Origin of the sequence: Pseudomonas luteola NBRC 103146, from assembly GCF_002091675.1 — a bacterium.
GTDB classification, from domain to species: domain Bacteria; phylum Pseudomonadota; class Gammaproteobacteria; order Pseudomonadales; family Pseudomonadaceae; genus Chryseomonas; species Chryseomonas luteola.
Genome location: NZ_BDAE01000003.1, coordinates 15674 through 33969, shown reverse-complemented (window position 1 = coordinate 33969; position 18296 = coordinate 15674). Strand labels below are relative to the sequence as shown.

20 protein-coding genes and 1 riboswitch are annotated in these 18296 nt (G+C 57.6%); of the genes, 7 read left to right on the top strand and 13 right to left on the bottom strand.

Annotated features, from left to right (window positions below; all coding sequences use genetic code 11):
- Nucleotide 1: 1 nt before the first annotated feature.
- Complete coding sequence (locus PLU01S_RS04740; RefSeq protein ID WP_074823381.1) at nt 2–835, top strand: M90 family metallopeptidase; 834 nt, start codon at nt 2–4, stop codon at nt 833–835.
- On the opposite strand, the gene PLU01S_RS04735 is transcribed toward PLU01S_RS04740, so the two are convergent.
- Entirely contained in the window at nt 775–1884 is a 1110-nt protein-coding gene (locus tag PLU01S_RS04735) for a mechanosensitive ion channel family protein (protein WP_074823385.1), read from the bottom strand. The two genes, PLU01S_RS04740 and PLU01S_RS04735, sit on opposite strands and share 61 nt — an antisense overlap.
- A 190-nt stretch (nt 1885–2074) precedes the next feature.
- On the opposite strand from PLU01S_RS04735, the gene ppa reads away from it, so the two are divergent.
- Complete coding sequence (gene ppa / locus PLU01S_RS04730) at nt 2075–2602, top strand: inorganic diphosphatase (RefSeq protein ID WP_010796890.1); 528 nt, start codon at nt 2075–2077, stop codon at nt 2600–2602.
- 255 nt (nt 2603–2857) lie between these two features.
- Here ppa and rlmE read toward each other — a convergent pair whose 3' ends face one another.
- Nucleotides 2858–3478, bottom strand: a complete 621-nt coding sequence (rlmE, locus tag PLU01S_RS04725) for a 23S rRNA (uridine(2552)-2'-O)-methyltransferase RlmE (RefSeq protein WP_019366818.1) — start codon at nt 3476–3478, stop codon at nt 2858–2860.
- Nucleotides 3479–3717: 239 nt separating this feature from the next.
- Between rlmE and PLU01S_RS04720 the strand changes: the two genes are divergently transcribed.
- The 5 genes from PLU01S_RS04720 to dxs all read left to right on the top strand — a co-directional run bounded on the left by PLU01S_RS04720 (nt 3718) and on the right by dxs (nt 9686).
- Nucleotides 3718–5367: an NAD(P)/FAD-dependent oxidoreductase gene (locus tag PLU01S_RS04720; protein ID WP_074823388.1), complete on the top strand. Its 1650-nt coding sequence runs from the start codon at nt 3718–3720 to the stop codon at nt 5365–5367.
- Nucleotides 5367–6098 (top strand): TrmH family RNA methyltransferase, encoded by a 732-nt coding sequence (locus tag PLU01S_RS04715; protein WP_074823391.1) that lies wholly within the window; start codon nt 5367–5369, stop codon nt 6096–6098. Before PLU01S_RS04720 ends, PLU01S_RS04715 begins: the two co-directional genes overlap by 1 nt.
- Nucleotides 6099–6528: 430 nt before the next feature.
- Nucleotides 6529–6771 carry an exodeoxyribonuclease VII small subunit gene (locus PLU01S_RS04710; RefSeq protein WP_010796886.1) on the top strand — a complete coding sequence of 81 codons (243 nt, stop codon included), beginning with the start codon at nt 6529–6531 and terminating at the stop codon, nt 6769–6771.
- Nucleotides 6768–7646, top strand: a complete 879-nt coding sequence (ispA, locus tag PLU01S_RS04705) for a (2E,6E)-farnesyl diphosphate synthase (RefSeq protein WP_019366822.1) — start codon at nt 6768–6770, stop codon at nt 7644–7646. The genes PLU01S_RS04710 and ispA overlap by 4 nt, the downstream gene beginning before the upstream one ends.
- A 102-nt stretch (nt 7647–7748) precedes the next feature.
- Nucleotides 7749–9686 (top strand): 1-deoxy-D-xylulose-5-phosphate synthase, encoded by a 1938-nt coding sequence (gene dxs, locus PLU01S_RS04700; protein WP_074823395.1) that lies wholly within the window; start codon nt 7749–7751, stop codon nt 9684–9686.
- A gap of 24 nt (nt 9687–9710) precedes the next feature.
- Here dxs and PLU01S_RS04695 read toward each other — a convergent pair whose 3' ends face one another.
- The 11 genes from PLU01S_RS04695 to nrdR all read right to left on the bottom strand — a co-directional run bounded on the left by PLU01S_RS04695 (nt 9711) and on the right by nrdR (nt 18231).
- Complete coding sequence (locus tag PLU01S_RS04695) at nt 9711–10526, bottom strand: cobalamin-binding protein (RefSeq protein ID WP_074823398.1); 816 nt, start codon at nt 10524–10526, stop codon at nt 9711–9713.
- Nucleotides 10526–11143: a GTP cyclohydrolase II gene (gene ribA / locus PLU01S_RS04690; protein ID WP_019366825.1), complete on the bottom strand. Its 618-nt coding sequence runs from the start codon at nt 11141–11143 to the stop codon at nt 10526–10528. Before ribA ends, PLU01S_RS04695 begins: the two co-directional genes overlap by 1 nt.
- Nucleotides 11144–11243: 100 nt before the next feature.
- On the bottom strand, nt 11244–11882 hold the full coding sequence (locus PLU01S_RS04685) for a retropepsin-like aspartic protease family protein (protein WP_139208713.1): 639 nt from the start codon (nt 11880–11882) through the stop codon (nt 11244–11246).
- A 24-nt stretch (nt 11883–11906) separates the two neighbouring features.
- Nucleotides 11907–12419, bottom strand: a complete 513-nt coding sequence (locus PLU01S_RS04680) for a phosphatidylglycerophosphatase A family protein (RefSeq protein WP_010796880.1) — start codon at nt 12417–12419, stop codon at nt 11907–11909.
- A gap of 40 nt (nt 12420–12459) precedes the next feature.
- Nucleotides 12460–13425, bottom strand: a complete 966-nt coding sequence (thiL, locus tag PLU01S_RS04675) for a thiamine-phosphate kinase (RefSeq protein ID WP_074823401.1) — start codon at nt 13423–13425, stop codon at nt 12460–12462.
- An 8-nt stretch (nt 13426–13433) separates the two neighbouring features.
- Nucleotides 13434–13904, bottom strand: a complete 471-nt coding sequence (nusB, locus tag PLU01S_RS04670) for a transcription antitermination factor NusB (RefSeq protein WP_010796878.1) — start codon at nt 13902–13904, stop codon at nt 13434–13436.
- Nucleotides 13901–14377, bottom strand: a complete 477-nt coding sequence (ribH, locus tag PLU01S_RS04665; RefSeq protein WP_010796877.1) for a 6,7-dimethyl-8-ribityllumazine synthase — start codon at nt 14375–14377, stop codon at nt 13901–13903. The genes nusB and ribH overlap by 4 nt, the downstream gene beginning before the upstream one ends.
- Nucleotides 14378–14492: 115 nt before the next feature.
- Nucleotides 14493–15578 (bottom strand): bifunctional 3,4-dihydroxy-2-butanone-4-phosphate synthase/GTP cyclohydrolase II, encoded by a 1086-nt coding sequence (gene ribBA / locus PLU01S_RS04660; RefSeq protein WP_019366828.1) that lies wholly within the window; start codon nt 15576–15578, stop codon nt 14493–14495.
- An 18-nt stretch (nt 15579–15596) separates the two neighbouring features.
- Nucleotides 15597–16262: a riboflavin synthase gene (locus PLU01S_RS04655; protein WP_010796875.1), complete on the bottom strand. Its 666-nt coding sequence runs from the start codon at nt 16260–16262 to the stop codon at nt 15597–15599.
- A gap of 2 nt (nt 16263–16264) precedes the next feature.
- Nucleotides 16265–17386, bottom strand: a complete 1122-nt coding sequence (gene ribD / locus PLU01S_RS04650; RefSeq protein ID WP_074823534.1) for a bifunctional diaminohydroxyphosphoribosylaminopyrimidine deaminase/5-amino-6-(5-phosphoribosylamino)uracil reductase RibD — start codon at nt 17384–17386, stop codon at nt 16265–16267.
- 172 nt (nt 17387–17558) lie between these two features.
- Nucleotides 17559–17702, bottom strand: a riboswitch (FMN riboswitch).
- A 64-nt stretch (nt 17703–17766) separates the two neighbouring features.
- The gene (gene nrdR / locus PLU01S_RS04645; RefSeq protein WP_010796873.1) at nt 17767–18231 is read right to left on the bottom strand and encodes a transcriptional regulator NrdR; all 465 of its coding nucleotides are present in this window, start codon (nt 18229–18231) and stop codon (nt 17767–17769) included.
- Nucleotides 18232–18296: the final 65 nt, after the last annotated feature.

Genomic DNA, 18296 nt, shown 5'->3' with positions numbered 1-18296 from the left:
CATGTGGTCCCTGCGCGCCTGGCGGGATCGACGTGTCCTTGAACGGACCGTTATCCCGCCGGCGCTCTGGGATGAAGTTCATTCCCGCCTGCCTTTCCTCGACGGACTCCCGCCTGAATCTGATCAACGGCTTCAACAACGCAGCATCCTTTTTCTGGCGCACAAACGCCTGACGCTACTGGGTGACATTGCGCTTGCTGACGTTGACCGCCTGGCCCTGGCTGCCCAGGCCCAGCTGCCCTTGCTATACCTGCCTGAGGAAGACTGGTATGGCAACTTCCACGAGCTGATCCTCTACCCCTCGGATTTTGTCAGCCAGCAACGCTACCGTGACAATAGTGGAATCGAGCATGAGGGGAACGAAAACCATAGCGGTGAGGCCTGGCTACAAGGTCCAGTGATTCTGGCGTGGTCGGGTGTTCAGGAGAGCGGTGACTGGACGGGTTACAACTTGGTCATTCATGAATTGGCGCATAAGCTCGACATGCTCAACGGCGATGCCAATGGCCTGCCCCCACTGCACCGGGACATGTCGCTTCCTCGCTGGGCTGAGGTCATGCAGGCTGCTTACGATGACCTCAACCGACAGATTGATACCCATAAGGAAACACTGATCGATCCCTATGCCAGCGAGCATCCTGCTGAGTTCTTTGCCGTCTGCTGTGAATACTTCTTTACCGCACCCGATGTACTCGATCAGGCATACCCAGATGTTTATATGCAGCTACGTCAGTTTTTCCGTCAGGATCCACTGACGCGGCTACAGACATTGGCTCAGCGGATTTCAATTCCCGCAGCCGAGTCACCCCCACGAGGAGCGTCCGGCGAACTCTGATAGGCCAAGGGAACCTCCTCCAGAAACTCCAGCGACCGAACAGGCATACCGAACTTGATGCCACGCTGGTCCAGTTCCTTGAGCAGTGCCAGATTGATGTTCTGTTGAATATCCATGTACTGGTTGTAGTCCGCGCTCAACACGTAATACACCACCTCGAATTTCAAGGCGCTGCTTTCCAGTGCCAGCAGATGCGCACGATCGAAACGGGTGTTCTCCAATGACGTGACAATCTGCTTTACGAGTGGAGCAATTTCACCCACTTGATCGGCAGGTGTACGGTAACTGATATCGAACTGGAACAGCACCCGCCGTTCGGACATCCGCTTATAGTTATGGATCGTCTGCTGCAGCAGCTTCGTGTTGGAGCAAACCACCTGCTCACCGCTAAGGCTGCGAATACGCGTGGTCTTGAGGCCGATGTATTCAATGGAGCCGGCAATATCGCCAAATACGACGAAATCACCTTGCTCGAAAGGCTTGTCGATACCAATGGACAGCGAGGCAAACAGGTCACTCAGCACATTCTGAACGGCCAGCGCGACGGCAATACCACCAATACCCAGGCTGGCGACGAACGCCGTGATATCCACACCCAGGTTGGAGAGTACTGCAAGCAGAACCACCGTCCACAAGGCTACCCGGACCATCAGCGAAATCATGGTCATGGTGAGCTGACTGCGCTGATGGCCATTCCTGTTCTGCAGTGCCGAACGTGCCCACAGCAGAATTGCGCCATCGACCCACAGCCCGAACTGTAGAGCCAGGACCAGGAACCAGATATGGCTGACGCGTGCCTCCCAGCTTGGGCTCAGATCAATGACATACAGTCCGATCTGAATAGCCATGAGCAGAATCAGCAAGCGACTGGTTCGACCAATGATCTCGCCTACGTAATGTGCCCAACCGCTGTTTGCCCGGGAGGACCAATTTACAACGCGACTGGTAACGGCTGTAACGAGCCGGCGAATGACGCCATAGCTGATGATAGTAATGACAAGTGCAAGCGCCAGGTTGATGGCTGTCGCCTCATTGATCCATTGGAACATGCCGATGTTGTCTCCGATTCAGAGGAAAGCTGCCCCGCCCTCTAACAGGCAGGCCTCTTTTTTCGGGTCCGTTACCGTTACAAAGTTCCTGCTTTGAACCTTATCCCACCCCAAGGCTCGAATCGCGGGTCAAATATGCCTATACTCCAAACCACATCAATTTGGCCTACCAACAAAGGTGAGTCGCTCTATGAGCTATAGCAAGATTCCGGCCGGCAAAGACGTGCCGAACGACATCTACGTCGCGATTGAAATCCCGGCTAACCATGCACCCATCAAATACGAAATCGACAAGGACAGCGATACTCTGTTTGTCGACCGGTTCATGGCGACTCCGATGTTCTATCCGGCCAACTATGGCTATATCCCCAACACGCTGGCTGATGATGGCGATCCCCTCGACGTGCTCGTCGTAACGCCTTATCCGGTTACACCAGGCGCCGTCATTCGCGCACGTCCGGTTGGCGTACTGCACATGACCGACGAAGCCGGTGGCGATGCAAAATTAGTTGCCGTTCCGCATGACAAACTGTCTGTGCTGTACCATGATGTAAAGGAATACACCGACTTGCCGGCTCTGCTGCTGGAGCAGATCAAGCACTTCTTCGAGAACTACAAGGATCTTGAAAAAGGCAAGTGGGTAAAAGTTGAACGCTGGGGCAATGCTGAAGAAGCCCGTGCGGAGATCTTAAAGGCAGTCGCGGCTTACCAAAAATAAGTCGCTACTACCTCACGAGGCCGGCCACAAGCCGGCTTTTTAATGCCTATCGTTTTACCCGGTTTCGGTCAAACCTGAACAAAGCCGGACCTTTGGCTCTGCATCGACTCGTTGAGCGCTATCCAAGGCGGTCATCTAGCGAATAGTGCGGGAGGGTATAGCGCTCAGCGAAAGGTGCCCTTTTAGTTTTTTGTCATCGCTGGACTGTGCGCAACCCAGCGAAGCGTCAAGCTCTGAAGAGCACACCGCGGGGCCTTATCCTTTAAACCCCTTTGCCACCAGATAGACCTCCCTTGAGCGCGGCCGCGATGCCTCTGGCTTGCGTATCATCACCTTCTCGAATGAGGTGCGAACGTCTTTCAGAAACTCGTCGGAGCCCTCTCCCTGGAATACCTTGGCTACAAGGTTACCGTTGGGCTTGAGCACCTGACGCGCCATATCAAGGACGAGTTCGACCAGATACATCGAGGACGCCTGATCGGCAGCAGCGATGCCACTGATATTGGGAGCGATGTCAGAAATGATCAGATCAGGTTGATTGCCATCGAGCTTGTCGAGAATCTGTTGGAACACCGCGTCGTCGGTGAAATCGCCCTGGATGAAGTCGACGTTCTCCAGCGGGTCCATCGGCAGAATGTCACTAGCCAGAACCCGTCCCTTCTCGCCTACGAGACCGCCAGCCACCTGTGACCAACCGCCCGGTGCGGAGCCAAGGTCCATGACCAGCATGCCGGGACGTATCAGTTTGTCCTTCTCGTTCAGCTCGATCAACTTGTAACTGGCACGAGAACGCAAGCCATCCTTCTGAGCCCGCTTAACATAAGGATCGTTGACGTGTTCATCCAGCCAACGGCGGCTGCTTTTGGATCGTTTCATGAGGGAGCCAAGCACGGAAAATTCAATGGGAGAAGCAGACCAACGCCTGGGAAAAACAGAAAGCGATTGGACGCACAATGGCAATGATTATAAACCGATAATATAAGACTGGTGGGCAGGGATCGTGTAGCACCCCTTAGGCAGGACTGTCAGGGAGGGATAGAGAGAGGTATAATTCGCCTCTTACCCCACCCTTTCTAAAGCTTCCTTTGCCGGAGTCACCGGCCAGGATTACCGCCATGATTCGCATCAACGAACTGTCCCTGCCTCTTGATCATTCCTCGGATGAGTTGCGCAAGGCCATTGTCAAACGCCTGGGCATCAGCGACGCCGACTTGCTGAACTTCACTGTATTCAAGCGCAGCTACGATGCACGCAAGAAAAACAGCGTCATTCTGTTCATCTATATCATCGATCTAGAGGCACGCAACGAGGCGGCAATCCTGGCGCGCTTTGCCGATGACAATCATGTACGTCCAGCACCGGATACTCACTACTACCCAGTAGCTCAGGCGCCCGCCCACTTGCGGGAGCGCCCGATAATCGTAGGCTTTGGTCCTTGTGGATTGTTCGCGGCGCTGCTGCTCGCACAGATGGGATTCAAGCCCATCGTGCTGGAGCGCGGCAAGGATGTACGTAAACGCACCAAGGATACCTGGGCGCTGTGGCGTAAAAAGATCCTGACGCCGGAATCCAACGTACAGTTTGGTGAGGGAGGAGCCGGCCTGTTCTCGGACGGTAAACTCTATAGCCAGATCAAGGACCCCAAGTTCTACGCCCGCAAAGTGATGCACGAGTTCGTCCGCGCTGGCGCGCCGGAAGAGATCATGTATGTGAGCAAGCCGCATATCGGCACCTTCCGTCTCACCGGCGTGGTCGCAGCGATGCGTGAGGAGATCATCGCCTTGGGTGGCGAGGTGCGCTTCGAGAGTAAAGTGACCGATCTGCTGATCGACAACGGCCAGCTTGAAGGTGTGGTGTTAGCCAATGGCGAGACAATCCGCAGCCGCCATGTGGTGCTCGCGCTGGGTCACAGCTCTCGCGATACCTTCCGCATGCTACACCGCCAGGGCGTATATATCGAAGCCAAACCTTTTGCGGTGGGTTTCCGCATCGAGCATCCGCAAGGCATGATCGATCAGGCTCGCCTGGGCAAATACGCCGGCCATCCGGAGCTGGGCGCCGCCGATTACAAATTAGTGCATCACGCCAAAAACGGTCGTGCCGTCTACAGTTTCTGCATGTGTCCCGGCGGGACCGTAGTGGCCGCCACCTCCGAGCCGGGGCGCGTCGTGACCAACGGCATGAGCCAGTACTCGCGCAACGAGCGCAATGCAAACTCAGGCATTGTTGTGGGTATCAACCCGGAGCAGGATTTCCCAGGCGACCCGCTGGCTGGCCTGGATCTGCAAGAACGCCTTGAGTCGCGGGCCTACGAGCTGGGGGGCAGCGATTACTGCGCACCAGCACAATTGGTGAGCGACTTCATCCGTGGAGTGCCGTCGACCGAACTTGGCGAGGTAGAGCCCTCCTACAAACCCGGCGTACGCCTGGGTGATCTTGCGCCCTCGCTGCCAGACTATGCCATCGAGGCCATCCGCGAAGCACTGCCGGCATTCGGCAAGCAGATTCGTGGCTTTGATCGTGATGATGCCATTCTCACAGGTATCGAAACCCGCACGTCCTCTCCTGTCCGCATTACTCGCGACAACGAGACCCTGCAAAGCCTCAACCTGCGCGGCCTGTATCCGGCTGGTGAAGGTGCCGGTTATGCGGGGGGCATTTTGTCGGCGGGCGTAGATGGAATTAAAGTTGCCGAGGCTTTGGCCAAATCGCTTCTATCGGACTTTGAGATGGCGAACATGCAGCCCAGCCGAGCGGCGTCTTGATGAAATTCGATGACGTCAAAAAACTTCACCAGAAGAAATACCGGGCCGAGTTCGGTTATTTTCTGGTGGAGGGCGAACATCTGCTGCTGGAGTTACAAAAGGCGGCGTTACAGAATCCGCTGCTACAGAGCAGTCAACTCTATGTAACCGAGGCTTATGAACACTGGGCAAGCTCGTTTGAAACCCATGTGATCAGTGACCGCCAAATGGCGCAGATATCCGATACCAAAACACCGCAGGGCGTTATTGCGCTGGTACCGATGCCGGTCATTAACGCACCAGGTTGCGCGCCTGCTGATAACGAACGCGCCATTTACCTGCATGAAATTCAGGATCCGGGCAATCTCGGCACCATCCTGCGCACGCTGGTATGGTTCGGTAACTTTCGCTGCTTGCTTAGCCCTGGCAGTGTTGATCCGTACAACCCTAAAGTTGTTCGCTCCAGCATGGGCGCCATTTTTCATGCTTCCATTGAGTTGGACGTGAAAATAGATTCGCTGCGCACACGGTTTGACCGCATTGCCTGTCTGGACATGAGTGGTGATCACGTTCAATCGGCAGCGTTTAAGACATTCGATTGCTATCTGTTCGGCAATGAAGCGCGCGGCGTACCCCATGAGCAATTGACCATACTTAATGCGCAGCCTTTTACCATTCCCGGATGCGGCGCTATCGAATCGCTGAACCTGGCATCAACAGTCAACATGTGTGCGTATGAGCTGAGTCGATAGCCGATATCAGGAACGTCACCTCGCTTAGTAAAAATCGGATCGCGTGCTCGACGCTCACGTAACGATGTAGCGAGGAGATAGTTTCAACTGCGCCATGAAATACTCAGACAGTGGTTTTTGCTCCACAAAAGCGCATCTGTTTTCTATTTTTTCAGGCAGAAAGCCCCTGAAATCAAATTGTCATGCCCTGGCGCGATAGTTGCTATGTGTGTTGGCCAGCGAGCAAACAGTTTCGCTTGGTAACACCTTATAGAGTGCACTTCCTCCCCGGACCGATGCCTTGGCGTCTGTCCAGCCGTATACGGCCTTGTCCTGGCGCTTACCCCATCGGCTCCTGGACAGGGCCGTTCTTATTTCCGCTGCAAGTATTTACTCGGCTTCCACGCCTCTGCTAGTGTCCCGCGATTGTGTATCACCCCCGAGATTGCCAATGGCCCGCAAGAAAGCTCCCGATTTCGAACACTCCCTGGCAGAACTGCAAACCCTGGTCGAGCGCCTGGAAAGCGGTGAGCTTTCCCTCGAAGAATCACTGGGCGCCTTCGAACAGGGTATTCGCCTGACCCGTGAATGCCAGAGTGCACTGAGTCAGGCTGAGCAGAAAGTCCAGATTCTGCTCGAGCGCGACGGAGTCATGACCGAAGCCCCCTTCGACGTACAGGGCGACGACACATGATCAAGGATTATCAGGCTCGCAGTCAGGCACGTGTCGACGCCATGCTGGACACCCTGTTCGTCTCGCCACGCCCGGAGCTCGATCGCCTGTATGAGGCAATGCGTTATAGCGTCATGGGTGGCGGCAAGCGTGTGCGCCCCCTGTTGGTGTATGCCGCCTGCGAAGCCCTTGGGGGAGAGCCCTCTCAGGCCGACAATGCTGCGTGCGCCGTCGAGCTGATCCACGCGTACTCACTTGTGCATGATGACTTGCCGGCTATGGATGACGACGACCTGCGCCGTGGCCGTCCGACTACGCACAAGGCTTACGACGAAGCGTGTGCCATTCTGGCAGGCGATGCACTGCAAACATTTGCAGTTGAAATACTGACCAACGCACCGCAAACGGCCGAGACACGTTTGGAAATGCTTAATGTCCTGGCTCAGGCTTCTGGCCCTGCCGGCATGGTAGGCGGTCAGGCCATTGACCTTGAGTCCGTTGGTAGACAGATAGACCAGACGGCGCTTGAAATCATGCATCGTCACAAGACTGGCGCACTGATCGAGGCCAGTGTCCGCCTGGGTGCATTGGCCAGCGGCAAGGCCACGCTCGAGCAGCTGGATGCCCTGAGCCGCTATGCCCGCGCAGTAGGATTGGCCTTTCAGGTACAGGACGATGTGCTGGATGTAGAAAGCGACACCGCCACCCTGGGCAAGCGCCAGGGCGCAGATGTTGCGCGGGACAAGCCCACCTACCCAGCCCTGCTGGGCCTGGATGAGGCCAAGCATTATGCACAGCTATTGTGTGAACAAGCCCAGCAGGCCTTGCAGCACTTTGGCGAGTCTGCCGAACCCTTGCGGGCATTGGCACTCTACATCGTCCAACGCCGCCACTAGTCACACACAGAACAGCTCGAAGCTCTATATGACGGTTCACTGTTGGGTGACTGGAGGGCTTCGGGTAAACTTCGATCTTTCATACCTTATAACGATGACCTGATGCCCAAGACGCTGCACGAGATTCCACGCGAGCGGCCCGCCACGCCATTGCTCGACCGCATCGACACCCCGGCTGCGCTGCGCCACCTGAGCGAGCACGAGCTGGAAACGCTCGCCGATGAGTTGCGCCACTATCTGCTCTATACCGTCGGGCAGACCGGCGGGCATTTTGGTGCCGGCCTCGGGGTCATCGAACTGACCGTTGCGCTGCATTATGTGTTCGATACACCCGACGACCGCCTTGTCTGGGATGTCGGCCATCAGGCTTACCCGCACAAAATCCTGACCGGACGCCGTGACCAGATGGGTACACTGCGCCAGAAAGGCGGGGTCGCTGCCTTTCCGCGTCGCTCTGAAAGTGAGTACGACACCTTTGGGGTTGGCCACTCCAGCACCTCGATCAGCGCGGCGCTGGGCATGGCCATTGCTGCCCGCATGCAAGGCAGCAAGCGCAAGTCCGTTGCGGTGATCGGTGATGGCGCCCTGACCGCAGGCATGGCATTCGAAGCGCTCAATCACGCCTCCGACGTAGAAGCCGACATGCTCGTCGTTCTCAATGACAACGACATGTCGATCTCCCATAACGTGGGAGGTCTGTCGAATTACCTTGCCAAGCTCCTGTCCAGTCGCACGTATCAGAACATGCGCGAGGGTGGGAAAAAGGTACTGGCCAAGCTGCCTGGTGCGTGGGAAATCGCCCGCCGTACCGAAGAGGCTGCCAAAGGAATGCTGGTTCCGGGCACCCTGTTTGAAGAGCTGGGCTGGAACTACATTGGCCCCGTCGATGGGCATGACCTGCCGACGCTGATCACTACCCTGCGCAACCTGCGTGATGCCAAAGGTCCGCAGTTCCTGCATATCGTGACCAAGAAAGGCAAGGGCTTCAGCGCTGCCGAAGCAGCACCTATCGAATATCACGCCATCACCAAGCTTGAGCCCTTGAATGCGGCACCCAAGAAGCCTGGTAGTCCCAAATATTCGAACATCTTCGGCGACTGGCTATGTGACATGGCGGCAGCTGACCCAAAACTGGTAGGTATAACACCGGCCATGAAGGAAGGCTCCGACCTCATCCGCTTCAGCGAGCAGTATCCAGACCGCTATTTCGATGTTGCGATCGCCGAACAGCACGCCGTGACACTGGCAGCTGGTCTGGCCTGTGATGGTGCCAAGCCGGTAGTGGCGATCTACTCCACCTTCCTGCAGCGCGCCTACGACCAGCTGATCCATGACGTAGCCGTACAGAACCTCGATGTGCTGTTTGCCATCGATCGCGCCGGTCTGGTGGGTGAAGACGGCCCTACACATGCTGGCAGTTTCGATCTGTCGTTCCTGCGCTGTATTCCCGGTATGGTGATCATGGCGCCCAGCGATGAGAACGAAATGCGCCGTATGCTGACGACGGGTTACCAGTTCAAGGGGCCTGCGGCTGTTCGCTATCCACGGGGCAGCGGCCCTAACGCAGCCATTGAGCCAGGGCTTGAGCCACTGGAAATCGGCAAGGGCGTTGTTCGCCGTCAAGGTCGCAGGGTTGCCTTCCTGGTATTTGGCGTACAGCTGAAAGAGGCCTTGCAGGTAGCAGAAGGCCTTGATGCAAGCGTGGCCGACATGCGCTTCGTCAAGCCGTTGGACGAAGCACTGATCCGGACACTCGCAGACAGCCACGATCTGCTGGTTACGATCGAGGAAAACAGCATCATGGGCGGTGCAGGCAGCGCCGTGAATGAGTTCCTCGCCCGAGAAAACCTGCTCAAGCCGATCTTGAATCTGGGCCTGCCCGATTACTACGTCGAGCATGCCAAGCCCAGTGAGATGCTGGCTGAATGCGGACTGGATGCACTTGGCATCGAAAAGGCCGTTAAGCAGCGCCTGGCACAGCTTGAAGCCAATACAGCTTCCGAGCCCGCTCCGCTTGTACTCGCTTCACGCAACCCCTGACGGGACGCGTTGGGACAGGCCCGCCTAGCGGGCCTTGTCTATCAGTTCACACAGCCTGACCACTGCGTCCAGCATGCCATAGCTGGGCCGCTCAAGCCGCTTGTCACCTACAGCCCAGAGTTGGTGGTGCGCCACCGCCTTTAATGTTGGCCACTGCCGCCACGGTTCGAGCTGAGCCTGCTCCATGGCCAGTATCAACTCGGGGTTTCTTGTCAGCACAGCTTCCACACCCACTTGCGGCGCCGGTTGTGAGAGATCAGCAAATATATTTTCGCCTCCACATACCCGCATGGCATCGCTGATAATTTGCGTGCCCCCTACGGTATATAGCGGTTTGTCCCAGACTTGATAGAACACGCGCACTGTCGGTAATTGCCTGTAGCGCTCGCGCATATCGGCGAGTCGCTCACGAAACTGGATCGCCAAGTGCTGCCCTTTATCAGGAACACCTACCACCTGAGCGATTCGAGCGAGCCCGTCTGCCAGGTCATCCAACCGATGAACATCCAGGGTTTCAATGGTATAGCCCAACTGCCTGAGCTGCTCGCGCTGGGCAAGCGGAACTGCACCAGGCCAGAGCAGAATAAGGTCAGGGTGCAATGAGACAATCTTTTCGATGTTGACCTGACCATAACGCCCAACGGAAGGCAGCCCGGACAAGGAAGCAGGACGCTTGCCTGCATCCAGTACGCCTACCAAGCGGCTCTCTACGCCCAGCTCCAGCATGATATCGGTCATCGAAGGCGCCAGACTGATGACGCGTTCGGCGGCCTGGGAGAGAACGCAGCAGAACAGCAAGCAGACGCCGGTCAGAACCGAACAGCGCCTGCCTGCCTTCATCAGGAAGGAAGGACTTCGCCTTGATGGATATTGCCGAGCATGTGGCCCAGCTTACCAGCCTTGGTGGCCAGGTAACGCTTGTTATGAGGGTTGAGGCCCGTCTGCAGCGGTACACGCTGTGCTACGGTAATTCCCAGATCCTCTAGGGCTTTGACCTTGCGAGGATTATTGGTCATCAGCTTCAATGCATTGACGCCCAGATGCTTGAGCATTGGCTTGCACAGGCTGTAGTTACGCTGGTCTGCACCAAATCCCAAACGTTCATTGGCCTCAACCGTATCAGCTCCTGCGTCCTGCAGCTCATACGCGCGGATCTTGTTCAAGAGGCCAATACCACGCCCCTCTTGGCGCAAGTACAGGATAACGCCACGGCCTTCTTCAGCAATGGCTCGCATTGCCGCCTCCAGCTGAAAGCCGCAATCGCAGCGCAGGCTGAACAGGGCATCCCCCGTCAGACACTCGGAATGTAGACGCCCCAGCACCGGCTCACCGTTGGCAATATCGCCAAGGGTCAGCGCCACGTGCTCCTTACCATCGGACTCATCGAGAAAGCCATGCATGGTAAAAATGCCAAAGGGCGTAGGTAATTGGGATGCGGCGACGAAAACGACAGACACCGTCAGGCTCCTATCGGAAAGAGGGTTATAGTATACCATTCATGAACAGAGACGGCTCAGTCATAAAGGCTATGAGGCTATTGCGCTTGAAGCTATCACGTCAGTTCTTGGCCTCGACATACAGAACGCCCTGATCCTCGCGCCAGCCGACCCGGTTGAGAAAACTCATGCCCAGTAGCGTTTCTGTCGGATGACCACCTGCCAACACCATGGCCTCGACACCCAGCACCTCAATGGTGCCAACCTTGACGCGATCCAGGCGTACAAGCCAGGCCCTCCGGGTTCCGCCTGCCGTGTTGACCTGTACCGGCCGCCCTTTCTGGTAATCCAACCCAAGACGGTTCGCCTGCTCTTCGTTCATGGCAACAGTCGAGGCGCCAGTGTCGATCAGAAACTCGTTAGGCTGGCCATTTATAGAGCCCGCCGTCCAATAGTGGCCGTCATTTCGGCGAGCAATGCTAAGTTGGCGCTTATGCGGCGCAGCAAAGCCGTCACTGTATTCACGTGAAAGCATGAACGTTTGGTTGGTTTCTCCAATCCGCAGCACCGCTTCCCGGCTCGTCGCGCTGACCAGCTCGACCTCGCCCTGTCGCTGACCGACCTTGAGCATTTTGCGCTGACCATCGATATTGATTACGGCTGCGCCGTTGAACAGACCTACCACTTGAACCTGAGGCGCGGCAGTTACCAGCGCAGGCAGCAGACTCAATACACCGATACCGATCCATTTGCGCACCACACCGCCTCCTTGTAGCGCCTGCGATCAGGACAGCGTCCCGATATGCGCCCAGCTCCAGCCCAGTCCCTGCATAACTGCCCAGGCAAACACACCGGCCAGCACATCATCAATCATGATACCAACGCCGCCTTGAACATGACGATCAAGCCAGCTGATCGGCCAGGGCTTCAGAATATCCATGAACCGAAACACGGCAAACCCCACCAGCCACCAGGCCCAGCCGGCCGGAGCCATCCAGAAAGTGATCCAGATGCCTACCATTTCGTCCCAGACGATACCTTCGTGATCGTGCACACCCATGTCATCCGCAACACGGCCACACAGCCAGAAACCGAATATCATCAGCGCAACCAGTAGCAGCCAATAGCCCCAGTCCGGCAACAGATGCCAAAGCGGGACAAAGGGCAACGCCACCAGGGAGCCCCAGGTACCAGGTGCCTTAGGCAACGTACCTGAGCCAAAGCCAAAGGCTAGAAAATGCCAGGGATTACGCCACACCGCCGGTGTAGCCGGCCCTGAGGTAACAGGTCTGTTCACGAGAGGGCTCCCAGGACAGATAAATCACCAGCACGATACGTCATGGCTTCATCGCAAAATGTTGATAACCGCCCCGCAAGGGTGTGACATCCCGGCCAATGGCGTCCTGTACCTGAACCCCCTGCCCAGAGGCAACGCGCCCAATGACACCTACCTGGGGGAAGTCTGCCTGCAATGACTTGAGATACTGTGCAGGCAATGTAAAGGCAAGCAGGTAATCATCACCGGCGGACATTGCCAGTGAGCGAATCTGCTCAGGCTCAAACAGTGCCGCCAACGCAGGGCTGACCGGCAACCTTTCATTCTCAATGATCAGCTTGACGTTCGAAGCGGCCGCGATATGGCCGCAGTCGGCCAGGAGCCCATCGGATATATCCAGCGCTGCGGTAGCCCGACCTCTTAGCGCAAGCCCCAACTCGAACTGAGGCGCTGGCGACCAGTAGCGCGCCACGAGCGTATCAACGTAGGCGCCCCGCTCCTCGCGTTGCCCCAAGACAAAGGGCAAGGCTCCGCCAGCCTCTCCAGGCGCACCGCCGACACAGAGTAAATCGCCCGGCTGGGCACCCGACCGCGTCAACGCCTGCACGTGGGGTACGGAGCCAAAGACAGTCAGGGTCAGAGAGAGCGGCCCGCGGGTTGTATCACCGCCGATCAAGGCCAGACCACAGGCCGCAGCCATGTGATCGAGTCCTTGAGCAAATCGCTCCAGCCAGCCTGGGTCGACATCCGGCAGCGTCAGCGCCAGGGTGAAACCAAGGGGTGCAGCCCCCATGGCGGCCAGATCGCTGGCGCTGACAGCCAGGGCGCGTTGCCCCAGCAGAAAGCCATCGCAGACTTCTGGAAAATGCACCCCGGCTGTCAGCGTATCGGTAGAAATCGCTAATTGCTCGCCTGGGCGAGGCATCAGCAAGGCACAATCGTCGCCCAGACCGAGCGCGATATCCTTACGTGGCTGTGCGCAGCGCGCGGCAGCAAAATAACGGCGGATCAACTCGAACTCGGTCATGGCTACAGTCAACGCTTGGCGCGTAATTCAGCAGCGCGCAGCTTGGGCGCCAACTTATCCAGTACACCGTTGACGAACTTGTGCCCGTCGGTTGCACCAAATACCTTCGCCAGCTCGATACCCTCGTTGATAACGACCTTATAGGGAACATCGATACGGTTGCGCAGTTCGTAGCAGGACATGCGCAGGATCGCGAGTTCAACCGGATCAACGTCTTCCAGCGGGCGGTCCAGGCAAGGGGTGATCAGATCATCGATCTCGGTTTTCAGGCCGGGAATGCCATGCAGGATCTCATGGAAATAAGCGCCATCAACATTAGCGAAATCGTTGTCCACACGGAACTGGGCTTCGATCTCGTTGATCGCCTGCCCCGCCATATGCCACTGATACAACGCCTGAACCGAGAGGCTGCGGGCTTCACGACGCGCAGCAATCTTGCCGCGCGGAGCTTTGGGCTTTTGGCCGTCTACAGCGCTCACTTGGCCTCCAGCTGCGACAGCAGGCTCACCATTTCAAGAGCAGACAGCGCCGCTTCGGCACCCTTGTTACCCGCCTTGGTGCCCGAACGCTCGATGGCCTGCTCGATGGAATCAACCGTCAACACGCCAAAGGAGACCGGCACACCGAACTCCATGGAAACCTGCGCCAGGCCCTTGGTGCACTCGCCAGCAACGTAGTCAAAATGCGGAGTGCTACCACGAATCACAGCGCCCAGCGCGATGATGGCGGAATATTCGTCACGCTGGGCAGCCTTCAGGGTAGCCAGCGGAATTTCAAAGGCGCCAGGAACGCGGATAATGGTGATGTCTTCCTTGCGGATACCATGGCGTACCAGGGCATCTACGGCACCTTCAACCAGGCTTTCAACCACAAAGCTGTTGAAGCGGCCAACCACCAGGGCAAAGCGGCCTTTTGGGGCAATGAAAGTACCTTCAATGGTCTTCACGGTCATGAGCAGGTCTCGTCTGTTAAAGAACCGGGGCGTTTTCGTACGCCCCGCAAATAAATCCGATCGTCGGCGCGACGGTTCTCAACCATCGCACCGTTCAGGCCATCCGTAGGCCGGTTTATACGGGAGGCAGGTATTCTACAACTTCAAGGTCAAAGCCGGATATGGCATTGAACTTCATCGGTGCACTGAGCAGACGAAGCTTACGTATGCCCAGGTCACGCAGGATCTGCGAACCAGCGCCTACGGTGCTGTATGTACTCTGCGGCTTGGGCTTGCTGACCGGCTCGCGCAGGTGAGTGAGCAAGTCGTCGCCTGCCAGGGAATGCCCCAGCAGTAACACCACGCCTGTGCCAGCTTCCGCGACCTTGGTCATGGCATCGCGCAGACTCCAACGGCCTTCCTGATTCACCAGCAGCAGATCGCGCAGCGGGTCCATATTATGCACGCGCACCAGGGTCGGTTCATCACTCTTGATGGTACCCATAGTCAGCGCCAGATGAACGTCACCTTCCACCTCGTCACGGTAGGTGACCAGATTAAAGCGTCCCAGCTCGGTTTCCAGTGGCTGTTCGTCGATCCGCTTGACGGTATGCTCGTGCAGCAGACGATAGTGGATCAAATCGGCAATCGTACCGATCTTCAGCCCATGCTCTTCGGCAAAGGCTTCGAGCTCCGGACGACGGGCCATGGTGCCGTCGTCGTTCATGACCTCACAGATCACCCCGGTCGGCTCAAAGCCTGCCATGCGCGCCAGGTCGCAAGCCGCCTCGGTATGTCCGGCACGGGCCAGCACACCGCCCGGCTGAGCCATGAGCGGGAAGATATGACCTGGGCTGACGATATCGGCGGCCGTTGCTTTTTTAGCCGCGGCCACCTGTACGGTACGTGCGCGGTCTGCAGCGGAAATACCTGTCGTCACCCCTTCGGCCGCTTCGATGGAGACGGTGAACTTGGTGCCGAAACCCGAGCCATTGCGGGCTGCCATCAATGGCAGGTTCAGCGCCTCGCAGCGCTCCTTGCTCATCGGCATGCAGATCAAACCACGAGCATGCTTGGCCATGAAGTTGATGTGCTCAGCCTGCACGCACTCAGACGCCATGATGATATCGCCTTCGTTCTCGCGATCCTCATCATCCATGAGGATGACCATCTTGCCTTCACGGATGTCCTGGATAATTTCTTCGATGCTGTTCAGTGCCACGGAGGTCTTCCTTTACGCTCAGGAGTTGAGATAGCCGTGTTGGGCCAGGAATTGTTCGGTAATACCGCTGCCCTTCTGCGGTTCGGCAGCCTTGTCACCCATGAGCAGGCGCTCCAAGTAGCGGGCCAGCAGATCCACCTCCAGGTTGACCTTACGGCCGGGGCGATAGTCCGCCATGATGGTCTCGGCCAGGGTATGCGGTACGATGGTCAGTTCAAACTCGGCGCCATCCACCGCATTAACGGTCAGGCTGGTGCCATCAACGGTGATCGACCCCTTCAGGGCAATATAGCGCGCCAGCTCGCGAGGAGCACGGATACGGAACTGTACGGCGCGGGCATTATCCTGGCGTGAAACCACTTCACCCACGCCATCCACATGCCCGCTAACCAGATGACCACCCAGACGGCTGGTTGGCATCAGAGCCTTCTCAAGATTGACCCGACTGCCAATTTTCAGATCAACAAAGGCCGTACGCGCCAGTGTCTCGCGGCTTACGTCCGCCCAGAAGCCATCACCGGGAAGCTCTACGGCCGTCAGGCATACGCCACTGACGGCAATACTGTCACCCAGCTTTACATCGGCAAGATCCAGCTTGCCGGTCTGTACATACACGCGCATGTCGCCACCTTTAGGCGTCAGCGCGGCGATCGAGCCTATGGCTTCGATGATGCCAGTGAACATGTCTACCTCGAAACGTCAGAAATAAGGGGCGCCGGGGCGCCTGAAACGGGTTTAGCCACGATATGCCAGTCACGCCCCACGGGAGTGACTTCAATGATTTCAAGCTCAGGCGCTTCGCTCATGGTCTCGATCGGCCACGCCAGCAACGGACGCGCCGTCGAGCCCAGCAGCTTGGGCGCCATGAAGAAATGGAATTCGTCGACCAACCCCTGCCGCGCGAACGCACCGGCCAGATGGGGGCCAGCTTCGACCAGCACCTCATTCACGCCACGGTCAGCCAGAAGCTGTAATAACGGCAGCAGGGCGATATGCCCCTGATCCTCGGGAAGCGTCAGCAATTCATGCCCTTGGGACTGGTACTGCGCTGCTCGCTCAGTTGAAAGGGCCGCGACCCAGGCAGGTCCTGCTTGAAAGAACGCCGCATCCAGCGGGACGCGATATCGGCTGTCCACCAGTACACGCTGGGGTTGGCGGCCCATGGCAAGCGCAGCCTGCTCCACCGTCTCGCCAAGCTCTTCAGCGCGCACGGTCAGCCGAGCCTTGTCCATCAATACCGTATCGGCACCGGTCAATACGACGCTGGACTGCGCACGCAACCGCTGCACCTGAGTACGAGCGGCCGGGCCGGTAATCCATTGGCTTTCACCGCTGGCCATCGCTGTTCGGCTATCCAGACTCATGGCGAGCTTAACGCGTACGAACGGAAGGCCCGTGACCATACGCTTGATAAATCCCTGGTTAAGCGCCCTGGCTTCATTTTCGAGTACGCCACAGGCCACCTGAATACCTGCCTCTGCGAGCCGCTTGAGACCACGGCCGGCCACCTGTGGATTCGGATCCTGCATGGCAGCCACCACGCGTCCGACCCGAGCACTGACCAAGGCGTCGGCACAGGGCGGCGTACGGCCAAAGTGACTGCAGGGTTCCAGCGTGACATAGGCGGACGCGCCCTGTGCACGCGCGCCTGCCTGACGCAGCGCATGGACTTCGGCATGGGGTTCGCCAGCACGCACATGCCAGCCCTCACCAATGACCTGGCCATCCTTGACGATGACACAGCCCACGCGGGGGTTGGGATGGGTGGAGTACAGACCCTGACGCGCCAACTCGAGCGCACGGGTCATGTAGAACTGATCGGCCGGTTCCGAAGCGTTGGGATTGCCTCCACGGCCGGCGGCGCCAGCATGATCAGAGGAATCGACAGTAGACATGAAACGTCCTCGCTAAACATGAGTGAACGTTTCAGGGCAAATAGGCAAAAGCTGCACGCGTACGCTTTCCGGCACGCGCAGACAGACGCATCTTCTTTCATCCGGACTATGACCGTCGGCCCTGGAATCACACCAGATCTGCTGACCTCCGACGCATCGGAGCGCTCGCGGGCTTGCCACCACGTGGTTTACCGCCGGTGGGGAATCTCGCCCCGCCCTGAAGACCGGAACGACTATAGCGAAGTAGAGCCTCTGCCAGCAATGGGCTAGCGACAAATGACCCACTGCAGCGGTCAGGCTTTACTCGGATCACGGGCCAGCCGATCAATTTCCTCACGAAACTCGGACAGGTCCTGAAACTGACGATAAACGGACGCGAAGCGGATAAAGGCAACCTCATCAAGCTTGCGTAGCTCTTCCATCACCAACTCACCCACGACACGGGACTTGATCTCGCGTTCGCCCGTCGCGCGCAGCTTGTGCTTGATATAGGCAATCGCCTCTTCCAGACGCTCGATACTGACCGGGCGCTTTTCTAACGCACGCTGCATACCGGCCCTAAGTTTTTCTTCGTCGAAAGGCTGGCGAGTACCGTCCTGCTTGATCAGGCGCGGCATGACCAGCTCAGCGGTCTCGAACGTTGTAAAACGTTCCTGGCAGTTCAGGCACTCACGACGACGGCGCACCTGCTCGCCTGCTGCAACCAGGCGTGAGTCGATGACCTTGGTGTCGTGGGCACCGCAAAAAGGACAGTGCATGTCAGAAGCAGCCGAAATAAACGGAGGGCCATGGTAGCGCATCCTGCCTGAGAAGGAACCTTGCA